The organism is Streptomyces sp. YJ-C3, from assembly GCF_053891275.1.
Genome location: NZ_CM132685.1, coordinates 8,238,492 through 8,264,309, shown reverse-complemented (window position 1 = coordinate 8,264,309; position 25,818 = coordinate 8,238,492). Strand labels below are relative to the sequence as shown.

The 25,818-nt window shown below is 71.6% G+C and carries 23 protein-coding genes; 10 read left to right on the top strand and 13 right to left on the bottom strand.

Going from position 1 to position 25,818, the window contains the following annotated elements:
* Positions 1 to 87: 87 nt before the first annotated feature.
* Positions 88 to 1,326, bottom strand: a complete 1,239-nt coding sequence (fahA, locus tag ACVHNB_RS37400) for a fumarylacetoacetase (protein ID WP_456226873.1) — start codon at positions 1,324 to 1,326, stop codon at positions 88 to 90.
* A gap of 236 nt (positions 1,327 to 1,562) precedes the next feature.
* Between fahA and ACVHNB_RS37395 the strand changes: the two genes are divergently transcribed.
* The 3 genes from ACVHNB_RS37395 to ACVHNB_RS37385 all read left to right on the top strand — a co-directional run bounded on the left by ACVHNB_RS37395 (position 1,563) and on the right by ACVHNB_RS37385 (position 5,158).
* Entirely contained in the window at positions 1,563 to 2,813 is a 1,251-nt protein-coding gene (locus ACVHNB_RS37395; protein WP_428954158.1) for a carboxylate--amine ligase, read from the top strand.
* A gap of 55 nt (positions 2,814 to 2,868) precedes the next feature.
* A complete protein-coding gene (locus ACVHNB_RS37390) occupies positions 2,869 to 4,071 on the top strand; it encodes an FAD-dependent oxidoreductase (RefSeq protein ID WP_428954159.1) in 1,203 nt (400 codons plus the stop codon).
* Positions 4,072 to 4,348: 277 nt separating this feature from the next.
* Positions 4,349 to 5,158, top strand: a complete 810-nt coding sequence (locus ACVHNB_RS37385; protein ID WP_428954160.1) for an HAD family hydrolase — start codon at positions 4,349 to 4,351, stop codon at positions 5,156 to 5,158.
* 37 nt (positions 5,159 to 5,195) lie between these two features.
* Here ACVHNB_RS37385 and ACVHNB_RS37380 read toward each other — a convergent pair whose 3' ends face one another.
* Together ACVHNB_RS37380 and ACVHNB_RS37375 are read right to left on the bottom strand one after the other, a co-directional pair.
* Complete coding sequence (locus tag ACVHNB_RS37380; protein ID WP_428954161.1) at positions 5,196 to 7,199, bottom strand: CocE/NonD family hydrolase; 2,004 nt, start codon at positions 7,197 to 7,199, stop codon at positions 5,196 to 5,198.
* Between the two features lie 27 nt (positions 7,200 to 7,226).
* Positions 7,227 to 8,729, bottom strand: coding sequence for a peptide MFS transporter (locus ACVHNB_RS37375; protein ID WP_428954162.1), 1,503 nt, complete (start codon positions 8,727 to 8,729; stop codon positions 7,227 to 7,229).
* Between the two features lie 224 nt (positions 8,730 to 8,953).
* On the opposite strand from ACVHNB_RS37375, the gene ACVHNB_RS37370 reads away from it, so the two are divergent.
* From ACVHNB_RS37370 to ACVHNB_RS37355, 4 genes are all read left to right on the top strand, one after another.
* Positions 8,954 to 9,964, top strand: coding sequence for a polyprenyl synthetase family protein (locus ACVHNB_RS37370; RefSeq protein ID WP_428954163.1), 1,011 nt, complete (start codon positions 8,954 to 8,956; stop codon positions 9,962 to 9,964).
* A 353-nt stretch (positions 9,965 to 10,317) separates the two neighbouring features.
* A complete protein-coding gene (locus ACVHNB_RS37365) occupies positions 10,318 to 11,517 on the top strand; it encodes a LolA family protein (protein WP_456226872.1) in 1,200 nt (399 codons plus the stop codon).
* An 80-nt stretch (positions 11,518 to 11,597) separates the two neighbouring features.
* Positions 11,598 to 12,545: an ABC transporter ATP-binding protein gene (locus ACVHNB_RS37360; RefSeq protein ID WP_456226871.1), complete on the top strand. Its 948-nt coding sequence runs from the start codon at positions 11,598 to 11,600 to the stop codon at positions 12,543 to 12,545.
* The gene (locus ACVHNB_RS37355) at positions 12,532 to 13,419 is read left to right on the top strand and encodes an ABC transporter permease (RefSeq protein WP_428954166.1); all 888 of its coding nucleotides are present in this window, start codon (positions 12,532 to 12,534) and stop codon (positions 13,417 to 13,419) included. Before ACVHNB_RS37360 ends, ACVHNB_RS37355 begins: the two co-directional genes overlap by 14 nt.
* On the opposite strand, the gene ACVHNB_RS37350 is transcribed toward ACVHNB_RS37355, so the two are convergent.
* The 3 genes from ACVHNB_RS37350 to ACVHNB_RS37340 form a co-directional block, all read right to left on the bottom strand.
* Positions 13,420 to 14,007, bottom strand: a complete 588-nt coding sequence (locus ACVHNB_RS37350) for a flavodoxin family protein (RefSeq protein WP_428954167.1) — start codon at positions 14,005 to 14,007, stop codon at positions 13,420 to 13,422.
* Positions 14,008 to 14,105: 98 nt separating this feature from the next.
* Positions 14,106 to 15,047, bottom strand: coding sequence for a M28 family metallopeptidase (locus ACVHNB_RS37345; RefSeq protein ID WP_428954168.1), 942 nt, complete (start codon positions 15,045 to 15,047; stop codon positions 14,106 to 14,108).
* 472 nt (positions 15,048 to 15,519) lie between these two features.
* Positions 15,520 to 16,437: a LysR family transcriptional regulator gene (locus ACVHNB_RS37340; RefSeq protein WP_428954169.1), complete on the bottom strand. Its 918-nt coding sequence runs from the start codon at positions 16,435 to 16,437 to the stop codon at positions 15,520 to 15,522.
* Positions 16,438 to 16,593: 156 nt separating this feature from the next.
* Here ACVHNB_RS37340 and ACVHNB_RS37335 point away from each other — a divergent pair, with 156 nt between their 5' ends.
* On the top strand, positions 16,594 to 17,439 hold the full coding sequence (locus ACVHNB_RS37335; RefSeq protein ID WP_428954170.1) for an oxidoreductase: 846 nt from the start codon (positions 16,594 to 16,596) through the stop codon (positions 17,437 to 17,439).
* 70 nt (positions 17,440 to 17,509) lie between these two features.
* On the opposite strand, the gene ACVHNB_RS37330 is transcribed toward ACVHNB_RS37335, so the two are convergent.
* From ACVHNB_RS37330 to ACVHNB_RS37320, 3 genes are all read right to left on the bottom strand, one after another.
* Positions 17,510 to 17,959 carry a VOC family protein gene (locus tag ACVHNB_RS37330; protein ID WP_428954171.1) on the bottom strand — a complete coding sequence of 150 codons (450 nt, stop codon included), beginning with the start codon at positions 17,957 to 17,959 and terminating at the stop codon, positions 17,510 to 17,512.
* A gap of 93 nt (positions 17,960 to 18,052) precedes the next feature.
* Positions 18,053 to 18,964 (bottom strand): EamA family transporter RarD, encoded by a 912-nt coding sequence (rarD, locus tag ACVHNB_RS37325; RefSeq protein ID WP_428957641.1) that lies wholly within the window; start codon positions 18,962 to 18,964, stop codon positions 18,053 to 18,055.
* Positions 18,965 to 19,156: 192 nt separating this feature from the next.
* Complete coding sequence (locus tag ACVHNB_RS37320; RefSeq protein ID WP_428954172.1) at positions 19,157 to 20,014, bottom strand: SDR family oxidoreductase; 858 nt, start codon at positions 20,012 to 20,014, stop codon at positions 19,157 to 19,159.
* A 102-nt stretch (positions 20,015 to 20,116) separates the two neighbouring features.
* On the opposite strand from ACVHNB_RS37320, the gene ACVHNB_RS37315 reads away from it, so the two are divergent.
* Positions 20,117 to 20,509: a winged helix-turn-helix transcriptional regulator gene (locus ACVHNB_RS37315; protein WP_428954173.1), complete on the top strand. Its 393-nt coding sequence runs from the start codon at positions 20,117 to 20,119 to the stop codon at positions 20,507 to 20,509.
* A gap of 220 nt (positions 20,510 to 20,729) precedes the next feature.
* On the top strand, positions 20,730 to 21,239 hold the full coding sequence (locus ACVHNB_RS37310) for a DUF6082 family protein (protein WP_456226870.1): 510 nt from the start codon (positions 20,730 to 20,732) through the stop codon (positions 21,237 to 21,239).
* 27 nt (positions 21,240 to 21,266) lie between these two features.
* Here ACVHNB_RS37310 and ACVHNB_RS37305 read toward each other — a convergent pair whose 3' ends face one another.
* The 4 genes from ACVHNB_RS37305 to ACVHNB_RS37290 all read right to left on the bottom strand — a co-directional run bounded on the left by ACVHNB_RS37305 (position 21,267) and on the right by ACVHNB_RS37290 (position 25,783).
* Complete coding sequence (locus ACVHNB_RS37305) at positions 21,267 to 21,503, bottom strand: hypothetical protein (RefSeq protein ID WP_428954175.1); 237 nt, start codon at positions 21,501 to 21,503, stop codon at positions 21,267 to 21,269.
* Between the two features lie 316 nt (positions 21,504 to 21,819).
* Complete coding sequence (locus tag ACVHNB_RS37300; protein ID WP_428954176.1) at positions 21,820 to 22,908, bottom strand: 2-oxoacid:ferredoxin oxidoreductase subunit beta; 1,089 nt, start codon at positions 22,906 to 22,908, stop codon at positions 21,820 to 21,822.
* Positions 22,901 to 24,847, bottom strand: coding sequence for a 2-oxoacid:acceptor oxidoreductase subunit alpha (locus tag ACVHNB_RS37295; RefSeq protein ID WP_456226869.1), 1,947 nt, complete (start codon positions 24,845 to 24,847; stop codon positions 22,901 to 22,903). Before ACVHNB_RS37295 ends, ACVHNB_RS37300 begins: the two co-directional genes overlap by 8 nt.
* Positions 24,848 to 25,111: 264 nt before the next feature.
* Positions 25,112 to 25,783, bottom strand: coding sequence for a LuxR C-terminal-related transcriptional regulator (locus ACVHNB_RS37290; protein ID WP_428954178.1), 672 nt, complete (start codon positions 25,781 to 25,783; stop codon positions 25,112 to 25,114).
* Positions 25,784 to 25,818: the final 35 nt, after the last annotated feature.

Here is a 25,818-nt window from a genome sequence, read left to right as displayed (position 1 = left end):
GGGGCGCCCGCCTCGGCGCCGTTGCCGGTCACTGATCCGTCGGCGGGTGCTGCGCCGTCGTCGTCGCTCGCGTAGTTCCCCGCGCCCTTAGTGGGGCGCTGCCGTGATCCGGCCCGTGACGTCGCCGAGGCCCACCTTGGTGCCGTGCGGGCCGGGGGCCCAGGCGGAGAGGGTCACCACGTCGCCGTCCTCCAGGAAGCCCCGCTTGCCGTCGGGGAGTTCGAGGGGGTGCTGCCCGTTCCAGGTGATCTCGATGAGCGAGCCGCGCTCGTTGTCCTCGGTGCCGCTGATCGTGCCGGAGCCGTAGAGGTCGCCGGTGCGCAGGGAGGCGCCGTTGACCGTCATATGAGCCAGCATCTGGGCGCCGGTCCAGTACATGCCGGAGAAGGGGGGCTCCGAGATGACATGGCCGTTGAGGGAGACCGTGATCCGCAGGTCGTAGCCCGCCGGGTCGTCCGCGGGGTCGGAGTCGTCCAGGTACGGCAGCAGCGGGTACGTGCGCTCCGGGGCCGGGACGCGGGCCGCGTCCAGCGCCTCCAGCGGCGTGATCCACGCCGAGATCGAGGTCGCGAAGGACTTGCCGAGGTGCGGGCCGAGCGGAACCGTCTCCCAGGCCTGGATGTCGCGCGCCGACCAGTCGTTGAGCAGGCAGAGACCGAAGACGTGGTCGCGGTACGAGGACAGCGGCACGGCGGTGCCCTGCGCGGAGGGAGCCCCGACGACGTAACCGACCTCCGTCTCGATGTCGAGGCGGACGGAGGGGCCGAAGACCGGTGCCGGGTCGGCCGGGCCCTTGCGCTGGCCGGACGGGCGCACCACATCGGTCCCGGAGACCACCACGGTGCCGGACCGGCCGTGGTAACCCACCGGCAGATGCTTCCAGTTGGGCTTCAGCGGCTCCTCGTCGGGGCGGAAGAGCCGGCCGAGGTTCGAGGCGTGGTTCTCGGAGGCGTAGAAGTCGACGTAGTCGGCGACCTCGAAGGGGAGGTGCAGGGTGACCGAGGAGAGCGGGTGCAGGAGGGGCAGGACGGTCTCCCGGTGGGCGGGCACCGTCAGCCAGGCGGTCAGCGCGCGGCGCACGTCGGACCAGGCCGTACGGCCCTCCGCCAGCAGGGGGTTGAGGGTCGGCCGGGCCAGGAGCGAGACGTAGGGGGAGCCGAGGGCCGCTGCCGCCGCGCCCGCGTCGAGGACGTGGTCGCCGAGACGGACTCCGACCCGGCGTTCGCCGTCGGCGCCCTCGGAGAAGATCCCGTAGGGAAGGTTGTGCGGGCCGAAGGGGTCGCCTTCGGGGAGGTCGAGCGGGGTGTGCTCGGGCGTGCCAGCCATGCCTACCTGCCTCACTTTCCATCGAGTGCGGCTCACGTTACGTGGGAGAAGCCGGTTCGGGCAGTGCCTAAAGAGTTCGCAATGTCCGAATGACCCGTTGATGGAGTGGTCGGTTCCGGCTTAGCGTCTATGTCCGGTGGGCGCGGACGGGGTGGGGCCGGGTCCTAAGGGGGACAGGACACGTGGGGGGACCCGTGGCCAGGAGTGCCGGGAGTGCTCGAAGCGGTGCCGGGGGTGTGCCTTTCGTCGTCGACCGCGACGTGCCGGGCCTCATCGTCAAGTTCGGCGACTATCCGCTGCACCACGGAGGGGTGGGAGCCATCCGCAGCCTGGGCCGCCTCGGTGTGCCCATGTACGCGATCACCGAGGACCGGTACACGCCCGCGGCCGCCTCGCGCCATCTGCGCCGGGCCTTTCCCTGGCGGACCACCGGGGCCGAGGAGCCGGGGCGCCTCGTCGACGGGCTGCTGCGCATCGCGCGCCGCATCGGGCGGCCCACCGTGCTGATCCCGACGGACGAGGAAGCGGCCGTCCTCATCGCCGAGCACCAGGACCCGCTCGCCGGGGCGGGGTATCTCTTCCCGCGTGTGGAGCGGGAGTTGCCGCGCCGGCTGGCCAGTAAGCAGGGGCTGCACGAGCTGTGCGTGGAGCACGGGATCCCGTCGCCGGCGGCCGCGTTCCCGAAGAGCCGCGCGGACATCGAGGAGTTCGCGAAGAAGGCGCGCTTCCCGGTCGTCGCGAAGAACCGGGAGGCGTTCACCCGCCGCAGCAGCCCGGCGGTGAACGGGACGACGAGGATCGCCACCCCCGACGGCCTGCGGGCGCTCGCCCGGGACTGGGGCGAGCGGCCCGGCGTGATCCTGCAGGAGTACCTGCCGCGCGAGGACGCCGAGGACTGGATCGTGCACGCGTACTTCGACCAGGACTCCACGCCCCGCGCGATGTTCACCGGGGTCAAGGTCCGCTCGTGGCCGCCGCACGCGGGCATGACGGCGAACGCGTACGTCGTCGACAATCCGGAACTCGCGGACATCGCCGCGCGTTTCATCAAGCAGATCGGCTTCACCGGCATCGTCGACCTCGACCTGCGCTTCGACCGGCGCGACGGACAGTACAAGCTGCTCGACTTCAATCCGCGGATGGGCGCCCAGTTCCGCCTGTTCGAGAACGAGGCGGGCGTCGACGTCGTGCGCGCCCTCCACCTCCATCTCACCGGCCGTGACGTCCCGGAGGGGGAGCAGCGGGCGGGGCACCGGTATGTCGTGGAGAACATCGACCTGCCGGCCCTGCTCGCGTACCGGCGCAGTGGTTACACGACCCCGCACGCCCCGTCCCGCGCGAGCGGCACGGAGCTGGCGTGGTGGGCGGCCGACGATCCACTGCCGTTCCTCACGATGCTCGCCCGCTTCGTACGGCCGGGGGCGCGGCATCTCTATCAGCTGTGGCGGACCAACCGCCGTGGCAGCACGTCCGGTTCGCCCGCCTGATCCGCGGGGGCCGGCACGAAGTAAGTGACGCTGCGTCGTCCTGGGGAGGGACTTCGTGATCCATCCGGTAGCTGTCATCGGGGCGGGCCCCTACGGCCTGTCCACCGCCGCCCATCTGCGGGCGCGCGGCATCCCCGTCAGGGTCTTCGGCGATCCCATGGTGAGCTGGCGCTCGCACATGCCCGAAGGCATGATCCTCAAGTCCGTGCCGTCCGCGTCGAACATCGACGCGCCGCAGCGCGGCCACGACCTGGTCGACTACTGCGACGCGGCCGGCATCAAGCGCCTCGTCACCGACGTGGACCTGATCTCCGCGGAGACGTTCGTCGCCTACGGGGAGTGGTTCCAGGAGAAGCTGGTGCCCGACCTGGAGCGGGTCCGCGTCGTCTCCGTCGACCGGCACAGCGGCGCGGGCTTCGAGCTGAAGCTCGACTCGGGGGAGCAGTTCACGGCGCGTGCCGTGGTCGTCGCCACCGGTCTGTCGGGCCTGGAACACCTGCCGCGCGAGCTCGCCGCGGCCGCGCCCGACGGGCCCGCGCCCAGCGGCCCGCTCTCGCACAGCGCCCAGCACCACGACCTGTCGCGGTTCGCCGGCCAGGAGCTGATCGTCGTCGGGGCGGGCCAGTCCGCCCTGGAGACGGCGGTGCTCGCGGCGGAGGCCGGGGCGAGCGTGCGGGTGGTGGCGCGCGGCACGGGCCGGGTGCGGTTCGGGGCGCCGCCGTGGGGCCAGCCGAGGTTCCGCCCGGAGACGCCGTTCGGCCGGGCCTGGTCGCTGTACGCGCTCACGTACTACCCGCACCAGTACCGCCAACTGCCACCGCAGGCGCGGCACTTCCTCGTCCGGCGGGTGCTCGGACCGCTCGGCGCGTGGTGGCTGCGCGAGCGGTTCGAGGGCAAGGTGGCGGTGCGGGAGGTCGCCTCCGTCGAGGGGGCGACGGTGTCGGACGGGGCGCCCGTCCTCGCCGTCCGCACGCACGGCGACCGCCGCGAGGAGCTGTCCGCGGACCATGTGATCGCGGCGACGGGCTATCGGGTGGACCTGGCCGCGATGCCGTTCCTGGGCGACGGGCTGCGCACCCGGATCGCCGTGAGCCGGGGCACACCGCGCCTCGGCGCCGGGTACGTGTCGTCGGTCCCCGGGCTCTACTTCACGGGCATGCTCGGCGGGTCGTCGTACGGGCCGGTGATGCGGTTCGTGTGCGGCACCGAGTTCGCGTCGCCGCGGCTGGCCCGGCATCTGGCGGCGGCCCACGGGTGACCGGTCCCGGGTGCGGGCCGCCGTGGGGGTGGGTCCGCACCCGGGTTCCCGCGCGCCTCGGGCGTGCGGGGCCGGTTCGGCGCGGCCTCGGATCCCGTCGCGGGACGCGCCCGGACGCTGCCGCTCCTGCTCGCGGCCGGTGACGTCGGGGCGTTCACGGCCCGGTCGGCGTGGCGCGCACTCGGGGAACGCGGCGGCGCCGACGCATTACCACACACACCCCACACGGCCGGTACTCGACGGGTCGTTGGGGCCGCTGGTCCGTATTCTTCGGATCATGGCCGCACCCGCATATGCCCTCATCGCCACGGACCTGGACGGAACGCTGCTGCGCGGCGACGACACGGTCTCCGACCGCACCCGGGACGCCCTGGCGACAGCCGCCGCGGCCGGTGCCCGGCACATCGTGGCGACGGGCCGCCCCGCGCCCCGCGTCAAACCGCTGCTCGACGACCTCGGCGGCGCCACCGGTCTCGCCGTGTGCGCGCAGGGGGCGCAGCTGTACGACGCCGTGGGCGACCGGCTGCTGTGGTCGCTGACGCTCGACCGGGAACTGGCCGAGCAGGCGATCGGGAAGATCGAGGCGGAGGTCGGCCAGGTCCACGCGGCCGTCGACCAGGACGGCGTGGACGGGCTGACCCTCATCGAGCCGCAGTACCTGATGCCGCACCCCACGCTGCCGGCCGTCCGGGTGCACCGCCGCGCCGATCTGTGGGCGCGGCCCATCAGCAAGGTGCTGCTGCGTCACCCGGCCCTGACGGACGACGAGTTGGCGGCCGTGGCGCGGGCCGCGGTCGGCCCGCTGGCCACCGTCACGATGTCGGGCCCCGGCACGGTCGAACTCCAGCCGCGCGGCGTGACGAAGGCGACCGGACTCGGACTCGCCGCCGAGCGGCTCGGCGTCGGGCCCGACGACACCGTCGCCTTCGGTGACATGCCGAACGATGTGCCGATGTTCGGGTGGGCGGGGCGCGGGGTGGCGATGGAGAACGCGCATCCCGAGCTGAAGGCGGTGGCGGACGAGGTGACCGGGTCGAACGAGGCGGACGGGGTGGCCGTCGTTCTTGAGCGGCTGTTCGGAGGCTGAGCGAGAGGGGGGCGGGGCGTACCCGCCCCCCGAACCGCTACCCCGCCGTCCGCGGAATCCGCTTCTCCCACGTCCGGTGGAACACCACCTCGCCGCCGTCCCGGCACACCACCTCGCTGGACGTGACGAACTCGCTCTCCGTGCAGGAGATCTCGGACCGGGTCTCCACCGTCGCGTCCCACGCCAGTTCCGGCCGGTGCAGCCGGATCGACCAGTCGGAGCGGGTGCGGGCCGAGAGCGGGTCGTCCTCCTGGACGACGTAGGTCTCCAGCGCGTCCTCGGTGAATTCGAGGCCGTCGGGATAGACGCGCGTACCGCCGTACCGGGGGTCGACCTCCAGCTTCCACTCGCCCTTGGCCACGTCCCGTACGACCAGCCGCTCCGGGCGCTGTTCGTCCAGTGACGCGGGGTACACCACGCCCAGCGGCTCGGACTGCTCGGGCTCGCCGAAGGACACGGCGCCGCCCAGGTCGCCGGAGCGCACCGGCAGTTCGAGGGAGCTGCCCACCGGGTCGAGCGTGAAGCCGGACGCCGAGCCGGGCTGGGGCCAGATCCAGGGCCAGTACGCCGAGGACACCGCGAGCCGGATGCGGTGCCCGGCGGGGAAGGTGTGGCCGATGCCGTTCAGCTCGAACGTGACGTCCTCGGTGGTGCCGGGCAGCCAGGGCACCGACGCCGCCCGGCCGTGCCGCGACGACAGGTTGAGCACGCCCCGGGTGACCAGCGTCGAGGAGCCGTCCGGCGCGATGTCGCACAGCCGGGCCACGACCTGGCCCCGGGGCACGCCGCAGGTGATCCGCGCCGTCACACGCGGACGCCCCAGCACCCGCACGTCCGACGGTACTTCGAACTCGAAGCAGGCCGACTTCGCGTCCTCGTCGCGCTGGTCCGGCGGCAGGTCCGCGTCGTTCCCGAACGGGAAGAAGCGGCCCGCGTCCAGCCCCGTCTGCTGCGGCGAGCGGACGAGCACCGGCGCGCCCTGGAGCGCGTACGAGACCGGCGAGACATGCGGGGAGGGCCAGGACGGGTCGCCGACCCAGCGGCCCGGCAGCTCCTCGTACACCGTCGCCGGCGGGTGAGAATCGCTGATCCAGGAGCGGAGCTTGGGCTCGGCCATCACGCCCGTGTCCTCGCCCTTGAGCCAGTGGTCCCACCAGCGCAGCGTCTCCTGGAGGAAGCCGATCGCCGGGCCCGGCGGCAGGCCGCGGTCCGGGTACTGGTGCGACCAGGGGCCGATGATCCCGCGCGCCTGGTCGTCCGGCAGGTGCTCCATCAGCCTGAGCACGGTGTCGCGGTACGGGTCGTGCCAGCCGCCCACCGCGAGGACGCCCGCCTTGATGGCCGAGTAGTCCTCGCAGACGCTGCCGTGCCGCCAGTAGTCGTCGCGGGTCTGGTGGCCCAGCCAGGTGTGGATGAACGGCTCGACGGCCTCCAGGCGGTCCACCCACATCTCGCGCCAGCGGTCGCCGACGAACTGCGGGTCCGGCGGCCGCGACACGAACGCGAGCATGGTCGCCGCCCACGCGTGCATGTCCACGGCGAGGACGGAACCACCCATGTAGTGCACGTCGTTGTCATAGCGGTCGTCGGCGGAGCAGACCGTGATGATCGCCTTGAGCGGCTCGGGCGCGAGGGCCGCGATCTGGAGGGAGTTGAAGCCGCCCCAGGAGATGCCGAACATGCCGACCTTGCCGGACGACCAGGGCTGTTCGGCCAGCCAGTTGACGACCTCGACGCCGTCCGCGAGCTCCTGCGCGTCGTACTCGTCGCCGGGCATGCCCTCGCTGTTGCCGTGCCCGCGCACGTCCACGCGCACGGAGGCGTAGCCGTGGCCCGCGTACCAGGGGTGGCGCTGCCAGTCGCGCGGCGCCGTCCAGTCGGAGAGGCGGTACGGGAGGTACTCGAGGAGGACCGGGACCGGCTCGTCGGTCACGGGGCGCCAGACGCGCGCGAAGAGCGTCGTCCCGTCGGAGAGGGGTACGCGGATGTCCTCGCGGGTGGTCCCGTACGGGAATGTCGTCCGGATCTTCGGAGTGCTCATGGGAAAACCTCGATGGCCTCGGTGGGCTCAGTGAACGGGGTGCATGGTGCGGCGCAGCCACGGCGCCAGGGCGATGACGGCGACACCGACCGCGACGGCGATCGCGCCGTTGACGCCGAAGTAGGCGGGGTTGGAGACCTCGCCGTAGAGCTTCACGGTCTGTGCCTGGATGCCGTTGGCGAGGGCGAGCGACAGGAACCAGAGCGACATGGTCTGGCTGGCGAAGGCCTTCGGGGCGAGCTTGGTCGTCGCCGACATGCCCGACGTCTCCACGAGGATGTCGCCGAGACCGAGCAGCAGGTAGGAGCCGACGATCCACCAGACGGCCATCTTGTACGTGTCGTCGCCGTGGCCCGAGGTCGGCAGGACCATCAGGAGGAACGACAGGCCGCCGAGGATCACGCCGAGCGCGATCTTGTTGGAGGCGTGCGGCTGGCGCGGGCCCATCCGCGCCCAGACACCGGCCACCACGGGCGCCAGGGCGACCTCGAAGGCGCCGAGCGCGGAGGCGTACCAGCTGGCCGGGAAGTGGAAGCCGAAGATGGTCGTCTCGGCGTTCGTCGAGGCCAGCAGCATCATCGTCGAGTAGGCCTGGAAGAGGATGAAGTTGAAGGCCACGGAGGCGACGAACAGGACCAGGTAGGGGCGCAGCCGGCCGCGCTCCTCGGCCGTGACGCGCGGGCTGCGGAACATCACCGTGAAGTACACGACCGGCGCGACCACCGAGATGACCGTGAGGCAGTCGACGAAGCGGTCCATCGTCAGCCAGCCGACCGAGGCCAGCAGGGCCGCGAGCGCCGCCACCACGACCGCGCCCAGGACGATCGTGCGGATCGCCCGGCGCATTCCCTCGGGCGGCAGCGCGTACTCGGCGGCGTGCTTGCGCCCGGCCAGGTGACGCCGCCCGGCGACGTACTGGATCAGGCCGAGGGTCATGCCGACCGCGGCCGCCGAGAAGCCCCAGTGCCAGCCCTTGTGGTCACCGAGCCAGCCGGTGATCAGAGGGCCGGCGAACGCGCCGATGTTGATGCCCATGTAGTACAGCGCGAAGCCGGCGTCGCGGCGCTGGTCGTCGGTGCGGTACAGCTTGCCGACCATGGAGGCCACGTTCGGCTTGAGCAGGCCGGTGCCGGCGCTGATCAGGCCGAGGCCGACCCAGGTCATGGTCGCCGTGGGCACCGCCATCGAGTAGTGGCCGCAGGCGATGAGGATGCCGCCCCACAGGACGGCGCGGTACGAGCCGAGGATCCGGTCGGCGAGCCAGCCGCCGGCGACGGAGACCAGGTAGACGAGGGTTCCGTACGCCGCCGAGACCGATGCCGCCGTGCCAGGGTCCATGCCCATGCCGCCGTGTGCGACGGTATCGGCGAAGAACAGGACGAGAATGGCCTGCATGCCGAGGAACGAGAAGCGTTCCCAGACCTCCAGGCCCGACAGGGTCAGCAGGCCGCGGGGCTGCCCGAAGAAGGCGGTGTCGTCGCCCGGCGGCGGCTCGGCCGCGGGGTCGGCGTCGGTGGCTGTGCGGGACAAAGTGCGTACTCCCGGTCGTATTGGCTGATCAAGAACATACCGGGGGTGTCTCGGAGGCGCCCGGGCTGGGTTGTCCGGGCAGGCGCCCCCTGTGATCGAAACGCGACCGGATACGCTGACTTGAGTGATGGCAGCGACACATCGACAAACCGTGTCATCGACCGAATGATCGACCGAGTTCGCCATGTGAGCGTCGTGATCGTCAGCAGACAGGAGAACCTCTCGTGACCGTCGTCGGGACTTTCGGTCTTAGCGTGCGGGACCAGGCTCTCGAAGCCGATGTCCAGGCTGGTTTGACGGCTGTCGAGGAGGGCCTGCTCGAAGCGACCAAGAGCGAGGTCCCCTTCATCACGGAGGCCGCCCAGCACCTGGTGCGGGCCGGGGGCAAGCGCTTCCGGCCGCTGCTCGTGACGCTCGCCGCCCAGTTCGGCGACCCGTACGCGCCGGGCATCGTGCCCTCCGCCGTCGTCGTCGAGCTCACCCACCTCGCGACGCTCTACCACGACGACGTGATGGACGAGGCCGACGTGCGCCGCGGCGTGGAGAGCGCCAATCAGCGCTGGGGCAACTCCGTCGCGGTCCTGACCGGCGACTTCCTCTTCGCCCGCGCCTCGCACATCCTGGCCGACCTCGGCCCGGACGCCGTGCGCATCCAGGCGGAGGCGTTCGAGCGCCTGGTCACCGGCCAGATCCTGGAGACGGCGGGCCCGGCCGACGGCCGCGACCCCGTCGACCACTACCTGGACGTGCTCAGCGGCAAGACCGGCTCCCTCATCGCCGTGGCCTGCCGCTTCGGCGCCATGATGTCCGGCGCCGACGAGACGGTCGTGGACGTGCTCACCCAGTACGGGGAGCGGCTCGGCGTCGCCTTCCAGCTCGCCGACGACGTGCTCGACATCGCCTCCGACTCGCACGAGTCCGGCAAGACGCCCGGCACGGACCTGCGCGAGGGCATCCCCACGCTGCCGGTGCTGCGACTGCGCGAGCGCGCCCGGCTGCTCGGCCTGCCCGAGGACCAGGCCCTGGTCGAGCTCCTCGACTCGGACCTCGCGGACGACGAGCGGCTCGCCGAGGCGATCTCCCGGCTGCGCGCCCACCCGGCCCTGGAGCAGGCCCGCCGCGACACCGTGCGCTACGCCGAGGACGCCCGCGCCGCCCTCGCCCCGCTCCCGGAGTGCGAGGCGAAGTCGGCGCTGGTGGAGCTCTGCGACGCGGTGGTGCACCGCGCCGGGTGACCTGCCCGGACCGGCGCTCGCGGCCGGGGCTCTCGGCGCCGTACCGAAAATGTGATGCAGGTCATATCGGCTGTCCGGGGCTTCCTCGCCCCGGCCAGGCGTGTTCCCCGCTGATCCGTGTCCGGCCCGGTCCCACCCCCTACGGGTCGGGCCCGGGACCGCTCCCTCATGTCATCCCGTAGGCGTACGCGGAGTTGATCCCGCGGTCTGACGCTTCCCCGTGGCCGGTTTGGTCAGATTGAGTACACCACTCCTGACCAATTCGGGTGAGAATGGCGGCTTGGGGTGGACGCAGAGTGGACGAGTGCACAGGACGGTAAGCCGCCGCCGAACACGGAGGTAGGGCAACAGACATGGCACCGTACGAATCCGAAGACAGCCAGAGCGCCGTGCGCCGCAAGGTGACCCGCTACGCGGTCCCGGTCGCCGTGGTGGGGGTGGCCGCGGCGACGATCGGGCTCGTCCCGGCGCTCGCCGACTCCGGCGACCCGGATCTCCCGAAGATCACCGCCCAGGAACTCATCGAGAAGATCGCCGCGTCGGACACCGAGCAGCTGTCCGGCACCGTGAAGATCCACACGGATCTGGGCCTGCCGTCGCTGGGCAGCGCGGCTTCGGGCCTCACCGGCGGGGACAAGGGTTCGTCCTCGGCCGACCCGCAGGCGAAGCTGACCGAGCTCGCCTCCGGTACGCACACGCTGCGCGTCGCGGCGGACGGCCAGGACCGGCAGAAGCTGTCGATCCTGGACGACGCGTCCGAGTACAGCCTGATCCACAACGGCGCGGACGTGTGGGCCTACGACAGCGCGTCGGACGAGGCGTACCACGCCAAGGACACCCGGCCCGCCGGCGACCGCGCGAAGAAGCAGGACCGCGAGGTGCCCGTCACGCCCAAGGAACTCACCGACAAGATCATCGAGGCGTCCGGCGACACCACGTCGTTCACCGTCGACGGCACGGCGCAGATCGCGGGCCGCGACGCGTACCGGCTGCAGATCAAGCCCAAGCAGTCCGGCTCGACGGTCGGCGCGGTCACGATCGCGGTGGACGCGAAGACCGGTACGCCGCTGAAGTTCACCCTGACCCCGGCGAGCGGCGGCGCGGCCGTCGTCGACGCGGGCTTCACCAAGGTCGACTTCGGCCGGCCGGCCGCCTCCACCTTCGACTTCAAGCCGTCGAAGGGCACCAAGGTCACCGAGGCCGACGAGCAGGCCGCGCGGGACCGCCAGGGCCACGGTGCCAGGCCCGACGCGGGCCAGGCCGACGGTGTGGACGGACTGAACGTCATCGGCAAGGGCTGGACCTCGGTCGCCGAGCTGAAGCTGCCGGGCGACTCGGGCGCCGCGGGCCTGGCGTCGGGCTCCGCGCCGGGCGGCATGCCGGCCGACGCGCAGAAGTTCCTCGACTCCCTGGGCGACAAGGTGACGGGGAAGTTCGGGTCCGGCACCGTGTACTCGACCCGCCTGGTGAACGTGCTGATCACCGAGGACGGGAAGGTCTATGCCGGGGCGGTCACCAAGGACGCGCTGGTGAAGGCGGCCGACGCGGGCTGACCGGGCGGCAGTAGTGATCTCCGGAGAGGGGGCGGTGCGCACCGCCCCCTCTCCGCGACGGCGGGAGGGCGAGGAAGCCGATGCAGCCGAGGGACCCGGCGATCGAGACCCGAGAGCTCACCAAGCGGTACCGCGGCGGCCAGCTCGCGGTCGACCGGCTCAGCCTCACCGTTCCGCAGGGCGCCGTCTTCGGCTTCCTCGGGCCGAACGGGTCGGGCAAGACCACCACCATCCGCATGCTGATGGGCCTGATCGAACCGACGGCGGGCGCCGCCCGGGTGCTGGGCCGGCCGATGCCCCGCGCCGCCCGCGCCGTGCTGCCGCAGGTGGGCGCGCTCATCGAGGGCCCGGCGCTGTACGGCTTCCTGAACGGCCGCGACAACCTGCTGCGCTACGACTCCGCGGACCCCACCGCCGACCCGCGCACCCGCACGGCGCGGGTCGCGCAGGCCCTGGACCGGGTGGGCCTGACGGCCGCGGCGGCCAAGAAGGCGAAGGCGTACTCACTCGGCATGAAGCAGCGTCTCGGCCTGGCCGCGGCCCTGCTCCAGCCGCGCCGCCTGCTGGTCCTCGACGAGCCGACGAACGGCCTCGACCCGCAGGGCATGCGCGAGATCAGAACGCTGGTGCGGGAGCTGGCCTCCGACGGCACCACGGTCTTCCTCTCCTCTCACCTCCTCGACGAGATCGAGCAGGTCTGCACGCACGCCGCCGTGATGGCGCAGGGCCGCCTGATCACGCAGGGCCCGGTCGCCGAACTGGCCGCGGGCGCACGGGGGAAGCTGACCGTCACCACCCCCGACCCGGGCGACGCGGCCCGCGTGCTCAAGGAACACGGCATCACGGTCGTCGAATCGGCCGAGGACCGGGTGACGGCCGAACCTCCGCCTTCCGAAACGGACTTGGCGGACCTGAACGCGGCGCTGGTCACCGCGGGCGTCCGCGTCCGCGGCTTCGGTGTGGAACGGGCCTCCCTGGAGGACGCGTTCGTCGCCCTGACCGGAGAGGGTTTCGATGTCGCAGGCTGAAGCGGTACGCACCGCCCCGCGCGCCCGGCCGCTGTGGACCCTCGGCCTGCTGCGCAGCGAGCTGACCACGACGTTCCGCCGCTGGCGCACGCTCGCGCTGCTCGGGGTCCTCGCGGCCGTCCCGGTGCTGATCGGCGTCGCCGTGAAGATCGAGACGGGCGACGGCTCGTCGCTCGGCGGGGGAGGGCCCGAGGGCGGCGGCGGCCCGGCGTTCATCGCGCAGATCACCAACAACGGCCTGTTCCTCGTCTTCACGGCCCTGGCGGCGACCCTCCCGTTCTTCCTCCCCATGGCGGTCGGCGTCATCGCGGGCGACGCGGTGGCCGGCGAGGCGAGCGCGGGCACCCTGCGCTATCTCCTGGTGGCCCCCGCGGGCCGCACCCGCCTGCTGCTCACCAAGTACGCGACGACCATGGCGTTCTGCCTCGTGGCGACACTGGTCGTCGCCGCCTCGGCGCTGATCACCGGGGCGGTCCTCTTCCCGCTCGGCGACGTCGTCACCATCTCCGGGACGCGGATCGGCTTCGGCGAGGGCCTGTGGCGGGCGTTCCTCATCGCCCTCACCGTGGCGGCGTCCCTCGTCGGCATGGCCGCCCTCGGCCTCTTCGTCTCCACTCTCACCAACAGCGGCATCGCGGCGATGGCGACCACGGTGGGGCTCCTGATCACGATCCAGATCCTGGACCAGATCCCCCAACTGCACGCGATCCAGCCGTACTTCTTCTCGCACCACTGGCTGTCCTTCGCCGACCTGATGCGCGACCCGATCTACTGGGACGACCTGACGAAGAACCTCGAACTCCAGGCGCTGTACGCGGCGGTCTTCGGTTCGGCGGCCTGGGCGCGCTTCACGGCGAAGGACGTCACGGCGTGACTACCGCTCCTCGTACGGGAACCTGGCGAGCGGCGCCTCCTGCGCGAAGAAGGTCTTGGCGCGGGCCAGGGCGCTCTCGTCCTTCCGTACGTCACCGGGCTTGCTGCCGTTGCCGAGCAGGACGCCGCCGAAGCGCATGCCCATGTACGCGGCCGAGTGGTGCAGCGTGCCGACCAGCGGGTCCGCGACGACCTCCTCCTCGTGCGCGAGCGCGGTGACGCCCCACAGGGTGCGCCCGGCGAGGGTGGCCTTGAAGTCGATGCCGGGGGTGCGCAGCCAGCCCGACCAGTAGTCGAGGTAGCGCTTGGTGGAGGCGGAGACCGAGTACCAGTACAGCGGCGACGCGATGACGATGTCGGTGGCGGCGAGGGTGGCGTCGAGCAGCAGCGCGACGTCGTCCCCCTGCGGCCGGACGTGATCGCTGTCGTGGCGCAGGTCCTCGAAGTCGGGGAGCGGGTGCTCGGCCAGGTCGATCCAGGTCTGCCCGACGTCCGGGGGCAGCTGCTCGGCTGCCGTGCGCGCGAGGATCTCGGTGTTGCCGTCCGGGCGGCTGCTGCCGAGCACGAACAGGAAAGTGCGGGTGGTCATGGTTCCCCCTGGGACACGGGCACGACTTACTTGCGCATGCAGTATATGCACACGCAAGTAAGTCGCACCAGGGGGAGCCGCGGCGGGTGCCGCGCGGGCTATCCGGCCAGCTGCCACACGGCGTAGGCGATGGCGTCGCTGTTGCGGTCGAGCGCGGTGTCGCTGATGTTCGCCGTCGTGTCGCAGGACGAGTGGTAGCAGGCGTCGAACCGCTTGCCCGCGGTGCCGCCCCACTTCTGGGCCTGGGCCGCGGTCTTCGTGTAGTCGGCGCCGCTGAACAGGCCGCCGACCGGGATGCCCGCGTTCTTGAACGGGGCGTGGTCCGAGCGGCCGTCGCCCTCGGTCTCGATCTCGGTGGGGACGCCCAGGCCCGCGTAGAAGTCCTTGAAGACCTTCTCCAGGGCCGCGTTGTCGTCGTACACGAAGTAGCCGGGGTTGGGCGAGCCGATCATGTCGAAGTTCAGGTAGGCCGAGATCTTCGAACGGTCGGCGGTCGTCAGGGAGCTGACGTAGTTCCGGGAGCCGACCATGCCGAGCTCCTCGGCGCCCCACCAGCCGAACCGCAGATGCTTCGTCGGCTTGAGCTGGGCGCGCGAGACGGCGAGCGCGGTCTCCAGGACCGCGGCGGAGCCCGAGCCGTTGTCGTTGATGCCGGGGCCCGCCGTGACGCTGTCGAGGTGGGCGCCGGCCATGACGACCTGGTTCGTGTCGCCGCCGGGCCAGTCGGCGACCAGGTTGTAGCCGGTGCGGCCGCCGGACGTGAACTGCTTGACGGAGGTGGTGAATCCGGCCGCGTCCAGCTTGCCCTTCACGTAGTCGAGGGAGGCCTTGTAGCCGGGGCGGCCGTGGGCGCGGTTGCCGCCGTTGGCCGTGGCGATGGACTGGAGCTGGGTGAGGTGGGCCTTGACCGAGGCCACGGGGATGTCGGGCGCGGCGGCGACCGAGGGGGTCGCGTCGGCGGTGGCGCCCGTGGTGACGAGGGCGGCGGTGGTCAGCAGGGCGGCGGTGGCGAGCCGCACGCGTATGGGGTGCAGGGCCATGTGGGGGGCTCCTGGTTCTCCGGTGGGTAAGGGGATTGAGGTGGCCCGATGGTCCTGGTGTGCTGACGCACCGTCAAGAGCGTAATCCGGTCAGCCCTGTTCGTAATCCGGGCACCTTTTCCCTGAGGTCGCACGATGAGGCGAACGCCGACCGGAGCATGTGTCCGGAACGAACACCGGGCTGCTCGAACGGTGGCCCGGCGCGGGGCTGCCGTCTTGCCCACCCTGCCGCCCCAGGCGGCAGACTGCCCAAGGCGGTGGCGTCGGAAGCCCCACCGGGCGGAGGCCGCAAGCCGGCGGGAGGGGACGTGTCGGGGTGCCCCCGCAGGACACCGCGGGAACTCAGCGCCGGATGACGCGCCTACGGCGTACGGAGGCGACGAGACCCATCCGGCCGAGGAGGTACGCCGGCGCGGCCCCACCCCACCCCACAACGGACGGCGCACCCAGCCCCGCCCAGCCCGGCCTTGCCTCAGTCCATCGCCCCGGAAGCCACCCGCCCGGCCGCCGCCAAGTACGCCCGCACCAAGGGCCGTTCATCATCCACCCGCGCCGCCACCGCCAGCCGCGACGGCGTAACCCCCCGAACCGGCGCGGCGACCACCTCGTCCCGCACCACCAGCGGAGCGTTCCCCGTGGCGAGGAGGACCACGCCGAGCCCCGCCGCCACCGCCTCATGGGTCTCCTCCGCGCTGGCCACCACCCCGCCGATCAGCGGCGCACGCCCCTCCCGCGAGTCCAGCGCCAGCCAGTAGTCCCGCAGGGAACCCGCTTCCGGCGGCAGCGCGAGGAACGGCTCACCGAGCAGATCGGCGAAGTCCACCGCCCCCTCCGGGTCGGCCGCGGCCCGCACCGCGAGCGGATGGTCGCGCGGCAGCGCCACGAGCCGCGGCTCGCTCGCCACGACCGCGTACCGGTACCGCTCGCCGTCCGGCAGCGGCAGCCAGACGAAGGCGACATCCGCGCTGCCGTCCGCCAGCCCCGCAGTGGGATCACCCCAGTTGACCTGCCGCAGCACGGGCCGCGCGGCCGGGTGCCGGGCGGCGAGCCGGGCCCGCAGAGCGGGCAGCAGTCCGCGTCCCGGGCTGGTGGACATGCCGATCACCAGGGTGTCGCGCTCGGCGTCCCGGGCCCGCGCCACGGCCTCCTCAGCGGCCTCCCAGGCGGCCAGCACCCCGCGGGCGTGCGGCAGCAGCGCGGCCCCCACCCCGGTCAGCCGCACCGCCCGCCGGTCCCGGACGAACAGCTCCGCGCCGAGCTGCCGCTCCAGCATCCGTATCTGCTTGCTCAGCGCGGGCTGCGACACGTACAGCCGCTCGGCGGCCCGCGTGAAGTTCAACTCCTCGGCGACCGCGGCGAAGTAGCGCAGATCGCGCCCATGGACGTCCATAACTCATGGCTATCACAGCGGGTCTTGGACGCGGACCGGCCGCTCGGCGAAGGATGGAACACGCCAACGGGGCAGCAAGACAAGGCACTTGACCGAACCGAACCGAACCAACCGAACCAACCGAACCAAACCGAGCGCACCGAAGGAGACGGGAACATGACGGGGAACAACGCACAGGTCTGGCTGATCACGGGCGCTACCAGCGGCTTCGGACGAGCCCTCGCGGAGGCCGCGATCGCCGCCGGGGACACGGTGATCGGCACGGCCCGCCGCCCCGAGGGCCTCGCCGACCTGGTGGCGGCGCACCCCGACCAGGTGGAGGCGATCGCCCTGGACGTCACCGACGGCGAGCGGATCGACGCGGTGGCCGCCGACGTCCTGGCCCGCTACGGCCGGGTGGACGTGCTGGTGAACAACGCGGGCCGCACCCAGGTCGGCGCGTTCGAGGAGACCACGGACACCGAACTGCGGGACCTGTTCGAGCTGCACGTGTTCGGCCCGGCCCGGCTGACCCGGGCGCTGCTGCCGCACATGCGCGAGCGGCGCAGCGGCTCGATCGTGAACATCAGCAGCTTCGGCGGGCAGCTGTCCTTCGCCGGGTTCTCCGCGTACAGCGCGACGAAGGCGGCCCTGGAGCAGCTGTCGGAGGGGCTGGCCGACGAGGTGACCCCGTTCGGCATCAAGGTGCTCATCGTGGAGCCCGGCGCGTTCCGCACGAACCTGTTCGCCCAGGGCGCCGCCTACTTCTCCGCGGAGAACCCGGCGTACGCGGACAAGGTCGGCGTCACCCGCTCGATGGTCCGGGGCGGCGCCGGCACCCAGCCCGGCGACCCGGCGAAGGCGGCCGCGGCGATCCGCCTCGCCCTGGACGCGGAGAGGACCCCGCTGCGCCTCGCCCTCGGCGGCGACGCGGTGGACTTCCTCGTCGGGCACCTGGACGCGGTGCGGGCCGAGCTCACCGAGTGGGAGAAGGTCTCGCGGGGCACGGACTTCGACGCGTAGGGGCGGCAGGACGGCCCGGGGCGGGTCAGGGCCGGGTCAGGGCCGGTTCAGGTCCGGATCAGGGGTGGGGTCACTGGAGGCAGAACTCGTTCCCCTCCGGGTCGGCCATCACCAGCCACTGGCCGCCCTGGGTGTCCACGGACCGCAGCACCTTCGCGCCGAGGCCGGTCAGCCGCGCGGACTCGTCCTCGCGGCGCTCCGGCCCGGCGTGCACGTCGATGTGCAGCCGGTTCTTGACGGTCTTCGCCTCCGGCACCCGCTGGAACAGGATCCGCCGTCCGAGCCCGGTCCCGGTCCGCCCGTCGACCGGGTCGTCCGGGTGCCGGGCGGCGACCAGGTCCCGGAAGGCCCGCCGCCCCCACCGCTCGACGGTCTCGGCCTCGGTCACCGCCCCGAGGCCGAGCAGCTGCTCGATCAGTGCGGCGTTGTCCTCGATCTCGTATCCGAGCGCGGCGGCCCAGAACTCGGCCTGCGCATGCGGATCGGCGGCGTCGACGACGAGCTTCCAGTCAAGGGTCATGGCCCAGTTATAGAGCGCGAGTAGGCCGTACGGCGTCCTACTCGGGGGGAGAGTCGCGGGGCTGCCGCGCGCGGCAGCCGGATCCGGGCGGGCTCAGACGGCCGACTCCCGCTGCACCGGACCGGCCTCCGGCGCGACCCCGGCGGCGGCGATCTCGGCCCGGGCCAGCGCGATCCGCCCGGCCCGCGCCGAGCGCAGCGCGTCCCAGGTCAGCACCACCAGCGCCAGCCACACCAGGCCGAACCCGGCCCACCGCTCGGCCGGCATGGCCTCGTGGAAGTAGACGATCCCGAGCACGAACTGGAAGACGGGCGCGAGGTACTGCAACAGTCCGAGCGTCGACAGGGGCACCCGGATCGCGGCCGCCCCGAAGCACACCAGGGGGATGGCCGTGACCACGCCGGTCGACGCGAGCAGCGCCGCGTGCCCGGGGCCCTCCGTGCCGAAGGTGGAGCGGCCCTGCGCGGCGAGCCACAGCAGGTAGGCGAGCGCGGGCAGGAACTGGACGGCGGTCTCGGCGGCCAGTGATTCCAGGCCGCTCAGGTTCACCTTCTTCTTCACCAGCCCGTAGGTGCCGAAGCTGAACGCGAGGACCAGCGAGATCCAGGGCGGCTGCCCGTACCCGATCGCGAGCACGAGCACCGCGAGCAGTCCGACCCCGACGGCCGTCCACTGCGCGGGCCGCAGCCGCTCCTTGAGCAGCAGCACGCCGAGCGCGATGGAGACGAGGGGGTTGATGAAGTAGCCGAGTGAGGCCTCGACGACGTGCCCGGAGTTCACGGACCAGATGTAGACGCCCCAGTTGACCGTGATGACGGCCGCGGCGACGGCGACGAGCCCGAGCCGCTTCGGCTGCCGCAGCAGCTCGCGCGCCCAGCCCCACTTCCGTACGAAGAGCAGCGCGACGCCCACGAACACCAGCGACCACACCATCCGGTGGGCCAGGATCTCCACCGACCCGGCGGGCTTGAGCAGCGGCCAGAACAGGGGCACGAGGCCCCACATCCCGTACGCCGCGAAACCGTTGAGGAGCCCCGTGCGCCCCTCGTTCCCCCGACCCGGCTCTCCTGCCGCCCCGTCCCGCACGGACCCTCCTCATGACACCCGGCAGCCCCACGGCGGCCACCTAGCAAGGTAGCGCCGCGGGGCCGTGCGTGTCATGCCCGTATCGCCATACGGTCCTGACGGCGGGGGCGGCTACTTCAGCGCCGCGGCGACGGCGTCGGCGAGCGGTGTCGTGGGGCGGCCGATGAGGCGGGCGAGGTCCCCGCTGCGGCGGGCGAGCAGGCCCTGCTCGATGGCGGTGTCGACGCCCACGAGGATGTCGGCGAAGGGGGCGGGCAGCCCGGCGCCGAGCAGCACCTCGCGGTTCTCCTCGGGCGTCACGGCGCGGTAGACGATCTCCTTGCCGGACTGCTCGGCGACCTCGGCGGCGTACTCGGCGAGCGACCAGGCGACATCGCCGCTGAGCTCGTACGCCGTGCCCTCGTGGCCCTCGCTCGTCAGGACGGCGACGGCGGCCGCGGCGTAGTCGGCGCGCGAGGCGGAGGCGACGCGGCCCTCGCCGGCGGAGGCGAGGACGGCGCCGTGCTCCAGGACCGGGGCCAGGTTCTCGGTGTAGTTCTCGTGGTACCAGCCGTTGCGCAGGAACGTGTACGGCAGGCCGGAGTCGAGGATCGCCTGCTCGGTGACCTTGTGCTCGTCGGCCAGCGCGAAGTCGGCGTCGGGGCCGCCGAGCACGCCGGTGTACGCGAGCGAGGCCACGCCCGCGGCCTTCGCGGCGTCGATGACGGCCTGGTGCTGGGCGACCCGCTGCCCGACCTCGCTGCCGGAGATCAGCAGCACCTTGTCGCCGGAGCGGAAGGCGCCGGCGAGCGTCTCGGGCGCGCTGTAGTCGGCGACGCGCAGCTCGACGCCGCGGGCGGCGAGGCCGGCCGCCTTCTCCTTGTCGCGGACGACGGCGGCGATCTCCCCGGCCGGGACGCCCGCGGCGAGCAGCCCCTCGACGACGAGACGGCCGAGGTGCCCGGTGGCTCCGGTGATGACGAGGCTCATGACGGAAATCTCCTTGAGTGGGGGGTTCTTCCGGGGTTCTTCACTCACCGTAGGACACGCGCTGTGGATTCGTAAGTACCCACTTTGAAGTAAGGTACTGGCATGGGAGTAAGTAAGATCAGTGACTGGACGGCCGGCGAGGGGCTCTGCCCGCAGCGCCTGGTCCTCGAACACGTCACGAGCCGGTGGGGCGTCCTGGTCCTCCTCGCCCTGGAGGAGCGCTCCTACCGGTTCAGCGAGCTGCGCCGCACGATCGGCGGCGTCAGCGAGAAGATGCTCACCCAGACCCTGCAGACCCTGGAGCGTGACGGCGTCGTGCACCGCGAGGCCCGGCCCGTGATCCCGCCGCGCGTCGACTACTCGCTCACCGGGCTCGGCCGGGAGGCGGCGGCCCAGGTGCGCTCGCTCGCCGACTGGACGGACCGGCGCATGGCCGACGTGACCGAGGCCCGACAAAGGTACGACGAGGTCCGGGCATCCGGGTCGTCCACCTGACGTAACTGGCCCTGCGGTCAAGTGATGTGAGCGGGCCAGGGCCGTTCGGCCCGGCATGCCCACGGCACATAAGGGGCACACACCCGATAGGGCGCCGGTCTACACCAAACCCGCCATCCATCTGTGCGCCCCCTGTCCGCCTCCCGCGCTGCCCGCACCGGCTCGGCACCCTGGAGGTGGCACGCTCCGCCCGCTGCGCCGACCGGGGGGTCTCTTCGACATGGCCACACTGACATCGCCTCTGCGAGGGGTCGGGTCCCGGCTGAGGGCCGGGCTCGGCCGCCGTCGCCGCCGGGACGAGCTCCTGGAGCGGCTCGTCGAGGAGATCAGCCGGGCGAACGTGCTCCGCCAGCACGCCCTGTTCCTCGATCAGTTGGACCGTGCGATCGACGATCCCGATCTCGCGGCGGCGCTGAGCACGCTGCCGGACCTGTCGGACCGGGAGCGGCGGCTGATGCTGTGGGCGAACCGGGAGTACTCGGTGCTGCTGCTGGCGTACCGGGTGGACGCGTTCTGCTGGGACGAGTTCATCGGCCATCTGCGCATCCTGTGCCGCAACCGGTTCTTCCAGCTCTACTGGGAGCGCACCGCGGAACACCGGCTCAGCCTGGCCCCCGACTCGCTGGACGCGCGTGTCGGGGAGGCGCTGAACCACATCATGGAAGAACTCGCCACCGACCCCGACGAGTGGTGGATCGTGCGCTCGGACGCGCCCGTGGACCAGGGCTGACGCGGGCTGCTGCCTGCCGGACAGGCCCTAGGCGTCCGGCAGGTCCCGCTTGGCGCTCACGAGGGTCGCGCGGGTGACCACGACGAGGCGCTCCCCGGGACCGAGCGTGACGCCGCCCGGGAGGCGGCCCCGGAAGGACTCGGTCGCATCGGTGCCGATGACCGCGAAATTCGTGTCGCTCAGCTCGAAGACGTCCGGGCAGCTCTCGCCCGAAGCGCAGCCCCTGAGGCGTGGTGCGTCGCCGATGCGACGAACGATCTTCACTTCGGGGAACCCTCCGGACTGCACGACGACTTGGGTGCTGACCTTGCCCCGACCGATCGCGTACAGGCAAAACGGCCGCTGGGCCGAACGCCGCACGGCGAACCGGACCCTTATCCTGTGCCGCGCGGGCGCCTTCCGGGCGGCGAAATGCCAGAACGTGACCATAGCGCTACGTGTCGTTGCCTTCTTGGATACCCTGCTAATTCACTCTTTCGGGTGAATTGGCCGCAACGGTCCGCGGGGCCCACTGTTCAGTGCAACAGCGCGGGGCCCGGACACCGAGTGGTGTCCGGGCCCCGCGCCGTGTCCGCCGGCGTCAGCCGACGACGGTCCAGGTGTCGCCGCCCGCGAGCAGCGCACCCAGGTCGCCCTTGCCGTTCTGTTCGATGGCGGTGTCCAGCTGGTCGGCCATCTGTGTGTCGTAGACGGGCCGTTCGACGCTGCGCAGGACGCCGATCGGGGTGTGGTGGAGCGTGTCGGGGTCGGCGAGGCGGGAGAGGGCGAAGGCCGTGGTCGGGGACGCGGCGTGCGCGTCGTGGACCAGGATGTCGGCCCGGTTGTCGTCCGTGACGGGGACGATCGTGAGATCGCCGGTGGCCGGGTCGCGGACGACGCCCTTGGAGTCGTCGGTGCCGAAGGTGATCGGCCGCCCGTGCTCCAGGCGGATGACGGCCTCCTCGGCCTGCTGCTTGTCCTTGAGGACCTCGAAGGCGCCGTCGTTGAAGATGTTGCAGTTCTGGTAGATCTCCACCAGCGCGGTGCCGGGGTGGTCCGCGGCCTGGCGCAGGACCTCGGTGAGGTGCTTGCGGTCGGAGTCGACGGTGCGGGCCACGAAGGAGGCCTCGGCGCCGATCGCCAGGGACACCGGATTGAAGGGCGCGTCCAGCGACCCCATCGGCGTCGACTTGGTGATCTTGCCGACCTCCGAGGTGGGGGAGTACTGGCCCTTGGTGAGGCCGTAGATCCTGTTGTTGAAGAGGAGGATCTTCAGGTTCACGTTGCGGCGCAGGGCGTGGATGAGGTGGTTGCCGCCGATGGAGAGCGCGTCGCCGTCGCCCGTGACGACCCAGACGGACAGGTCGCGGCGGGAGGAGGCGAGGCCGGTGGCGATGGCGGGAGCACGGCCGTGGATGGAGTGCATCCCGTAGGTGTTCATGTAGTACGGGAAGCGGGAGGAGCAGCCGATGCCGGAGACGAAGACGATGTTCTCCTTCGCCAGGCCGAGTTCGGGCATGAAGCCCTGCACGGCGGCGAGGATGGCGTAGTCACCGCAGCCGGGGCACCAGCGCACTTCCTGATCGGACTTGAAGTCCTTCATGGACTGCTTGGCCTCGGCCTTGGGGACGAGCGAGAGAAGCGTCTCCGCGCCGCCCCCGGTCTCCTCCGTGGTCGTCGTCTCAGCCATCGATGGCCTCCTTGAGAGCCGTGGCGAGCTGTTCGGCCTTGAACGGCATTCCGTTGACCTGGTTGTAGCTGTGGGCGTCCACCAGATACCTGGCCCGGATGAGCGTGGCGAGCTGACCGAGGTTCATCTCGGGGATCACCACCTTGTCGTAACGCCCCAGGACCTCGCCCAGATTCCGCGGGAAGGGGTTGAGGTGGCGCAGATGGGCCTGCGCGATCCGCTCGCCCGCACCGCGCAGGCGGCGCACCGCCGCGGTGATCGGACCGTAGGTGGAACCCCAGCCCAGGACCAGGGTGGTGGCGCTGCCGCTCGGGTCGTCGACGTCGACGTCGGGGACCTGGATGCCGTCGATCTTGGCCTGGCGGGTGCGGACCATGAAGTCGTGGTTGGCCGGGTCGTAGGAGATGTTGCCCGTGCCGTCCTGCTTCTCGATGCCGCCGATGCGGTGTTCGAGGCCCGGGGTGCCCGGGATCGCCCACGGCCGCGCGAGGGTCTGCGGGTCGCGCTTGTACGGCCAGAACACCTCGGTGCCGTCGTCCAGCGTGTGGTTGGGGCCCGTCGCGAACCGCGTGCGCAGGTCCGGGAGTTCGTCGACCTCCGGGATGCGCCACGGCTCGGAGCCGTTGGCCAGGTAGCCGTCGGACAGCAGCAGGACCGGGGTGCGGTAGGTGACCGCGATCCGGGCCGCCTCCAGCGCGGCGTCGAAGCAGTCGGCCGGGGTGCACGGGGCGACGACCGGCACCGGCGCCTCACCGTTGCGCCCGTACATCGCCTGCAACAGGTCGGCCTGCTCGGTCTTGGTCGGCAGCCCCGTCGAGGGGCCGCCGCGCTGGATGTCGACCACCAGCAGCGGCAGTTCGAGACTCACCGCGAGACCGATCGTCTCCGACTTCAGCGCCACACCCGGCCCGGACGTGGTCGTCACCGCCAGGCTGCCGCCGAACGCCGCGCCCAGCGCCGCGCCGATCCCGGCGATCTCGTCCTCGGCCTGGAAGGTGCGCACGCCGAAGTTCTTGTGCTTGGACAGCTCGTGCAGGATGTCCGAGGCCGGAGTGATCGGGTACGACCCCAGGTACAGCGGAAGATCCGCCTGCTGCGAGGCGGCGATCAGCCCGTACGAGAGGGCCAGGTTCCCGGAGATGTTGCGGTAGGTGCCGGTCGGGAACGCGGTGGCGGCCGGGGCGACCTCGTAGGAGACCGCGAAGTCCTCGGTGGTCTCGCCGAAGTTCCAACCCGCGTGGAAAGCGGCCAGGTTGGCCTTCATGATCTCGGGCTTCTTGGCGAACTTGGCCTTCAGGAACCGCTCCGTGCCCTCGGTCGGCCGGTGGTACATCCACGACAGCAGTCCGAGCGCGAACATGTTCTTCGAGCGTTCCGCCTCCTTGCGGGACAGCTCGAACTCCTTGAGCGCCTCCACCGTCAGCGTCGTCAGCGGCACCGGATGCACGTGGTAGCCGTCCAGCGAGCCGTCCTCCAGCGGCGAGACCGTGTAACCCACCTTGGCCATCGCCCGTTTGGTGAACTCGTCCGTGTTGACGATGATCTCCGCGCCGCGCGGCACATCCGCGATGTTCGCCTTCAGCGCCGCCGGGTTCATCGCCACCAGCACGTTCGGCGCGTCGCCGGGCGTGAGGATGTCGTGGTCGGCGAAGTGCAGCTGGAACGAGGAGACACCCGGCAGCGTGCCCGCGGGGGCCCGGATCTCGGCCGGAAAGTTCGGCAGGGTGGACAGATCGTTGCCGAACGACGCCGTCTCCGAGGTGAAACGGTCACCCGTCAGCTGCATACCGTCACCGGAGTCTCCCGCGAACCGGATGATCACCCGGTCCAGACGCCGTACGTCCTTGCTCGATCCACCCGCGGCCGTGCGCTGCTCCCCGACCACTGCGCTGTCGGCCCCGTCGGCCTGCTCGGCTGGGCTACTGACCTGGCTGGTCACTGAACTGGACCTCCCTCGAGGCGGCTGTTCGGGCAGGGCCGTCCCGCCGGCCTTCCCCGGTCCCACCCTACGTCTGTAAGGGGTGCCTTCCTTTGAGCGTTCGCGTGATGGACCCGAAAATGAGACGGCATGTCGTCCCGTTCTGCCATGATTCGCCAGCCCCCCGGAGCCGTACTCGAGCGATCTGGAAGACGCTCTGTACTCGTTCTTTGGTTCTGGGTCCAGTGTCCGATCCGCCGTCGTATCTGACAGGGTGTCAGGTGGTCAGGAATTCAGATAGGTCAGGACGGCCAGAACGCGTCGGTGATCCCCGTCACTCGGGGACAGGCCCAGTTTCAGGAAGATGTTGCTCACGTGCTTCTCGACCGCGCCGTCGCTCACCACGAGCTGCCGGGCGATCGCCGAGTTCGTCCGCCCCTCCGCCATCAGGCCGAGGACCTCCCGCTCGCGCGGCGTGAGGTTGGCGAGCACGTCCTGCTTGCGGCTGCGCCCGAGCAGCTGCGCGACCACTTCCGGGTCGAGCGCCGTGCCCCCCTCGGCGACCCGGACGACCGCGTCCACGAACTCCCGCACCTCGGCCACCCGGTCCTTGAGCAGATAGCCCACACCGTGGCTCGACCCGGCCAGCAGCTCGGTGGCGTACTGCTCCTCCACGTACTGCGAAAGGACCAGGACCCCGAGTCCGGGGAACCGTCCGCGCAGCTGCACCGCGGCGCGCACGCCCTCGTCCGTGTGCGTGGGCGGCATCCGGACGTCCGCGACGACCACGTCCGGCAGCTCGTCCTGCGCCCCCAGATCGGTGATCGTCTTGACCAGCGCGTCCCCGTCGCCGACACCGGCGACCACCTCGTGCCCGCGGTCGGTCAGCAACCGGGTCAGGCCCTCCCTGAGCAGCACTGAATCCTCGGCGATGACCACCCGCACCCTGTCCTCCATGTTTTCCGGCCCCCCAGTGCCTCCGCGCACCTGTG

Excerpts from the sequence above, each read along its gene's own strand:
- fahA (WP_456226873.1), bottom strand. The coding sequence starts at position 1,326 with ATGGCTGGCACGCCCGAGCACACCCCGCTCGACCTCCCCGAAGGCGAC.
- ACVHNB_RS37385 (WP_428954160.1), top strand. The coding sequence starts at position 4,349 with ATGGCCGCACCCGCATATGCCCTCATCGCCACGGACCTGGACGGAACG.
- ACVHNB_RS37380 (WP_428954161.1), bottom strand. The coding sequence starts at position 7,199 with ATGAGCACTCCGAAGATCCGGACGACATTCCCGTACGGGACCACCCGC.
- ACVHNB_RS37365 (WP_456226872.1), top strand. The coding sequence starts at position 10,318 with ATGGCACCGTACGAATCCGAAGACAGCCAGAGCGCCGTGCGCCGCAAG.
- ACVHNB_RS37360 (WP_456226871.1), top strand. The coding sequence starts at position 11,598 with ATGCAGCCGAGGGACCCGGCGATCGAGACCCGAGAGCTCACCAAGCGG.
- ACVHNB_RS37355 (WP_428954166.1), top strand. The coding sequence starts at position 12,532 with ATGTCGCAGGCTGAAGCGGTACGCACCGCCCCGCGCGCCCGGCCGCTG.
- ACVHNB_RS37350 (WP_428954167.1), bottom strand. The coding sequence starts at position 14,007 with ATGACCACCCGCACTTTCCTGTTCGTGCTCGGCAGCAGCCGCCCGGAC.
- ACVHNB_RS37345 (WP_428954168.1), bottom strand. The coding sequence starts at position 15,047 with ATGGCCCTGCACCCCATACGCGTGCGGCTCGCCACCGCCGCCCTGCTG.
- ACVHNB_RS37340 (WP_428954169.1), bottom strand. The coding sequence starts at position 16,437 with ATGGACGTCCATGGGCGCGATCTGCGCTACTTCGCCGCGGTCGCCGAG.
- ACVHNB_RS37335 (WP_428954170.1), top strand. The coding sequence starts at position 16,594 with ATGACGGGGAACAACGCACAGGTCTGGCTGATCACGGGCGCTACCAGC.
- ACVHNB_RS37330 (WP_428954171.1), bottom strand. The coding sequence starts at position 17,959 with ATGACCCTTGACTGGAAGCTCGTCGTCGACGCCGCCGATCCGCATGCG.
- rarD (WP_428957641.1), bottom strand. The coding sequence starts at position 18,964 with ATGTGGGGCCTCGTGCCCCTGTTCTGGCCGCTGCTCAAGCCCGCCGGG.
- ACVHNB_RS37320 (WP_428954172.1), bottom strand. The coding sequence starts at position 20,014 with ATGAGCCTCGTCATCACCGGAGCCACCGGGCACCTCGGCCGTCTCGTC.
- ACVHNB_RS37315 (WP_428954173.1), top strand. The coding sequence starts at position 20,117 with ATGGGAGTAAGTAAGATCAGTGACTGGACGGCCGGCGAGGGGCTCTGC.
- ACVHNB_RS37310 (WP_456226870.1), top strand. The coding sequence starts at position 20,730 with ATGGCCACACTGACATCGCCTCTGCGAGGGGTCGGGTCCCGGCTGAGG.
- ACVHNB_RS37300 (WP_428954176.1), bottom strand. The coding sequence starts at position 22,908 with ATGGCTGAGACGACGACCACGGAGGAGACCGGGGGCGGCGCGGAGACG.
- ACVHNB_RS37290 (WP_428954178.1), bottom strand. The coding sequence starts at position 25,783 with ATGGAGGACAGGGTGCGGGTGGTCATCGCCGAGGATTCAGTGCTGCTC.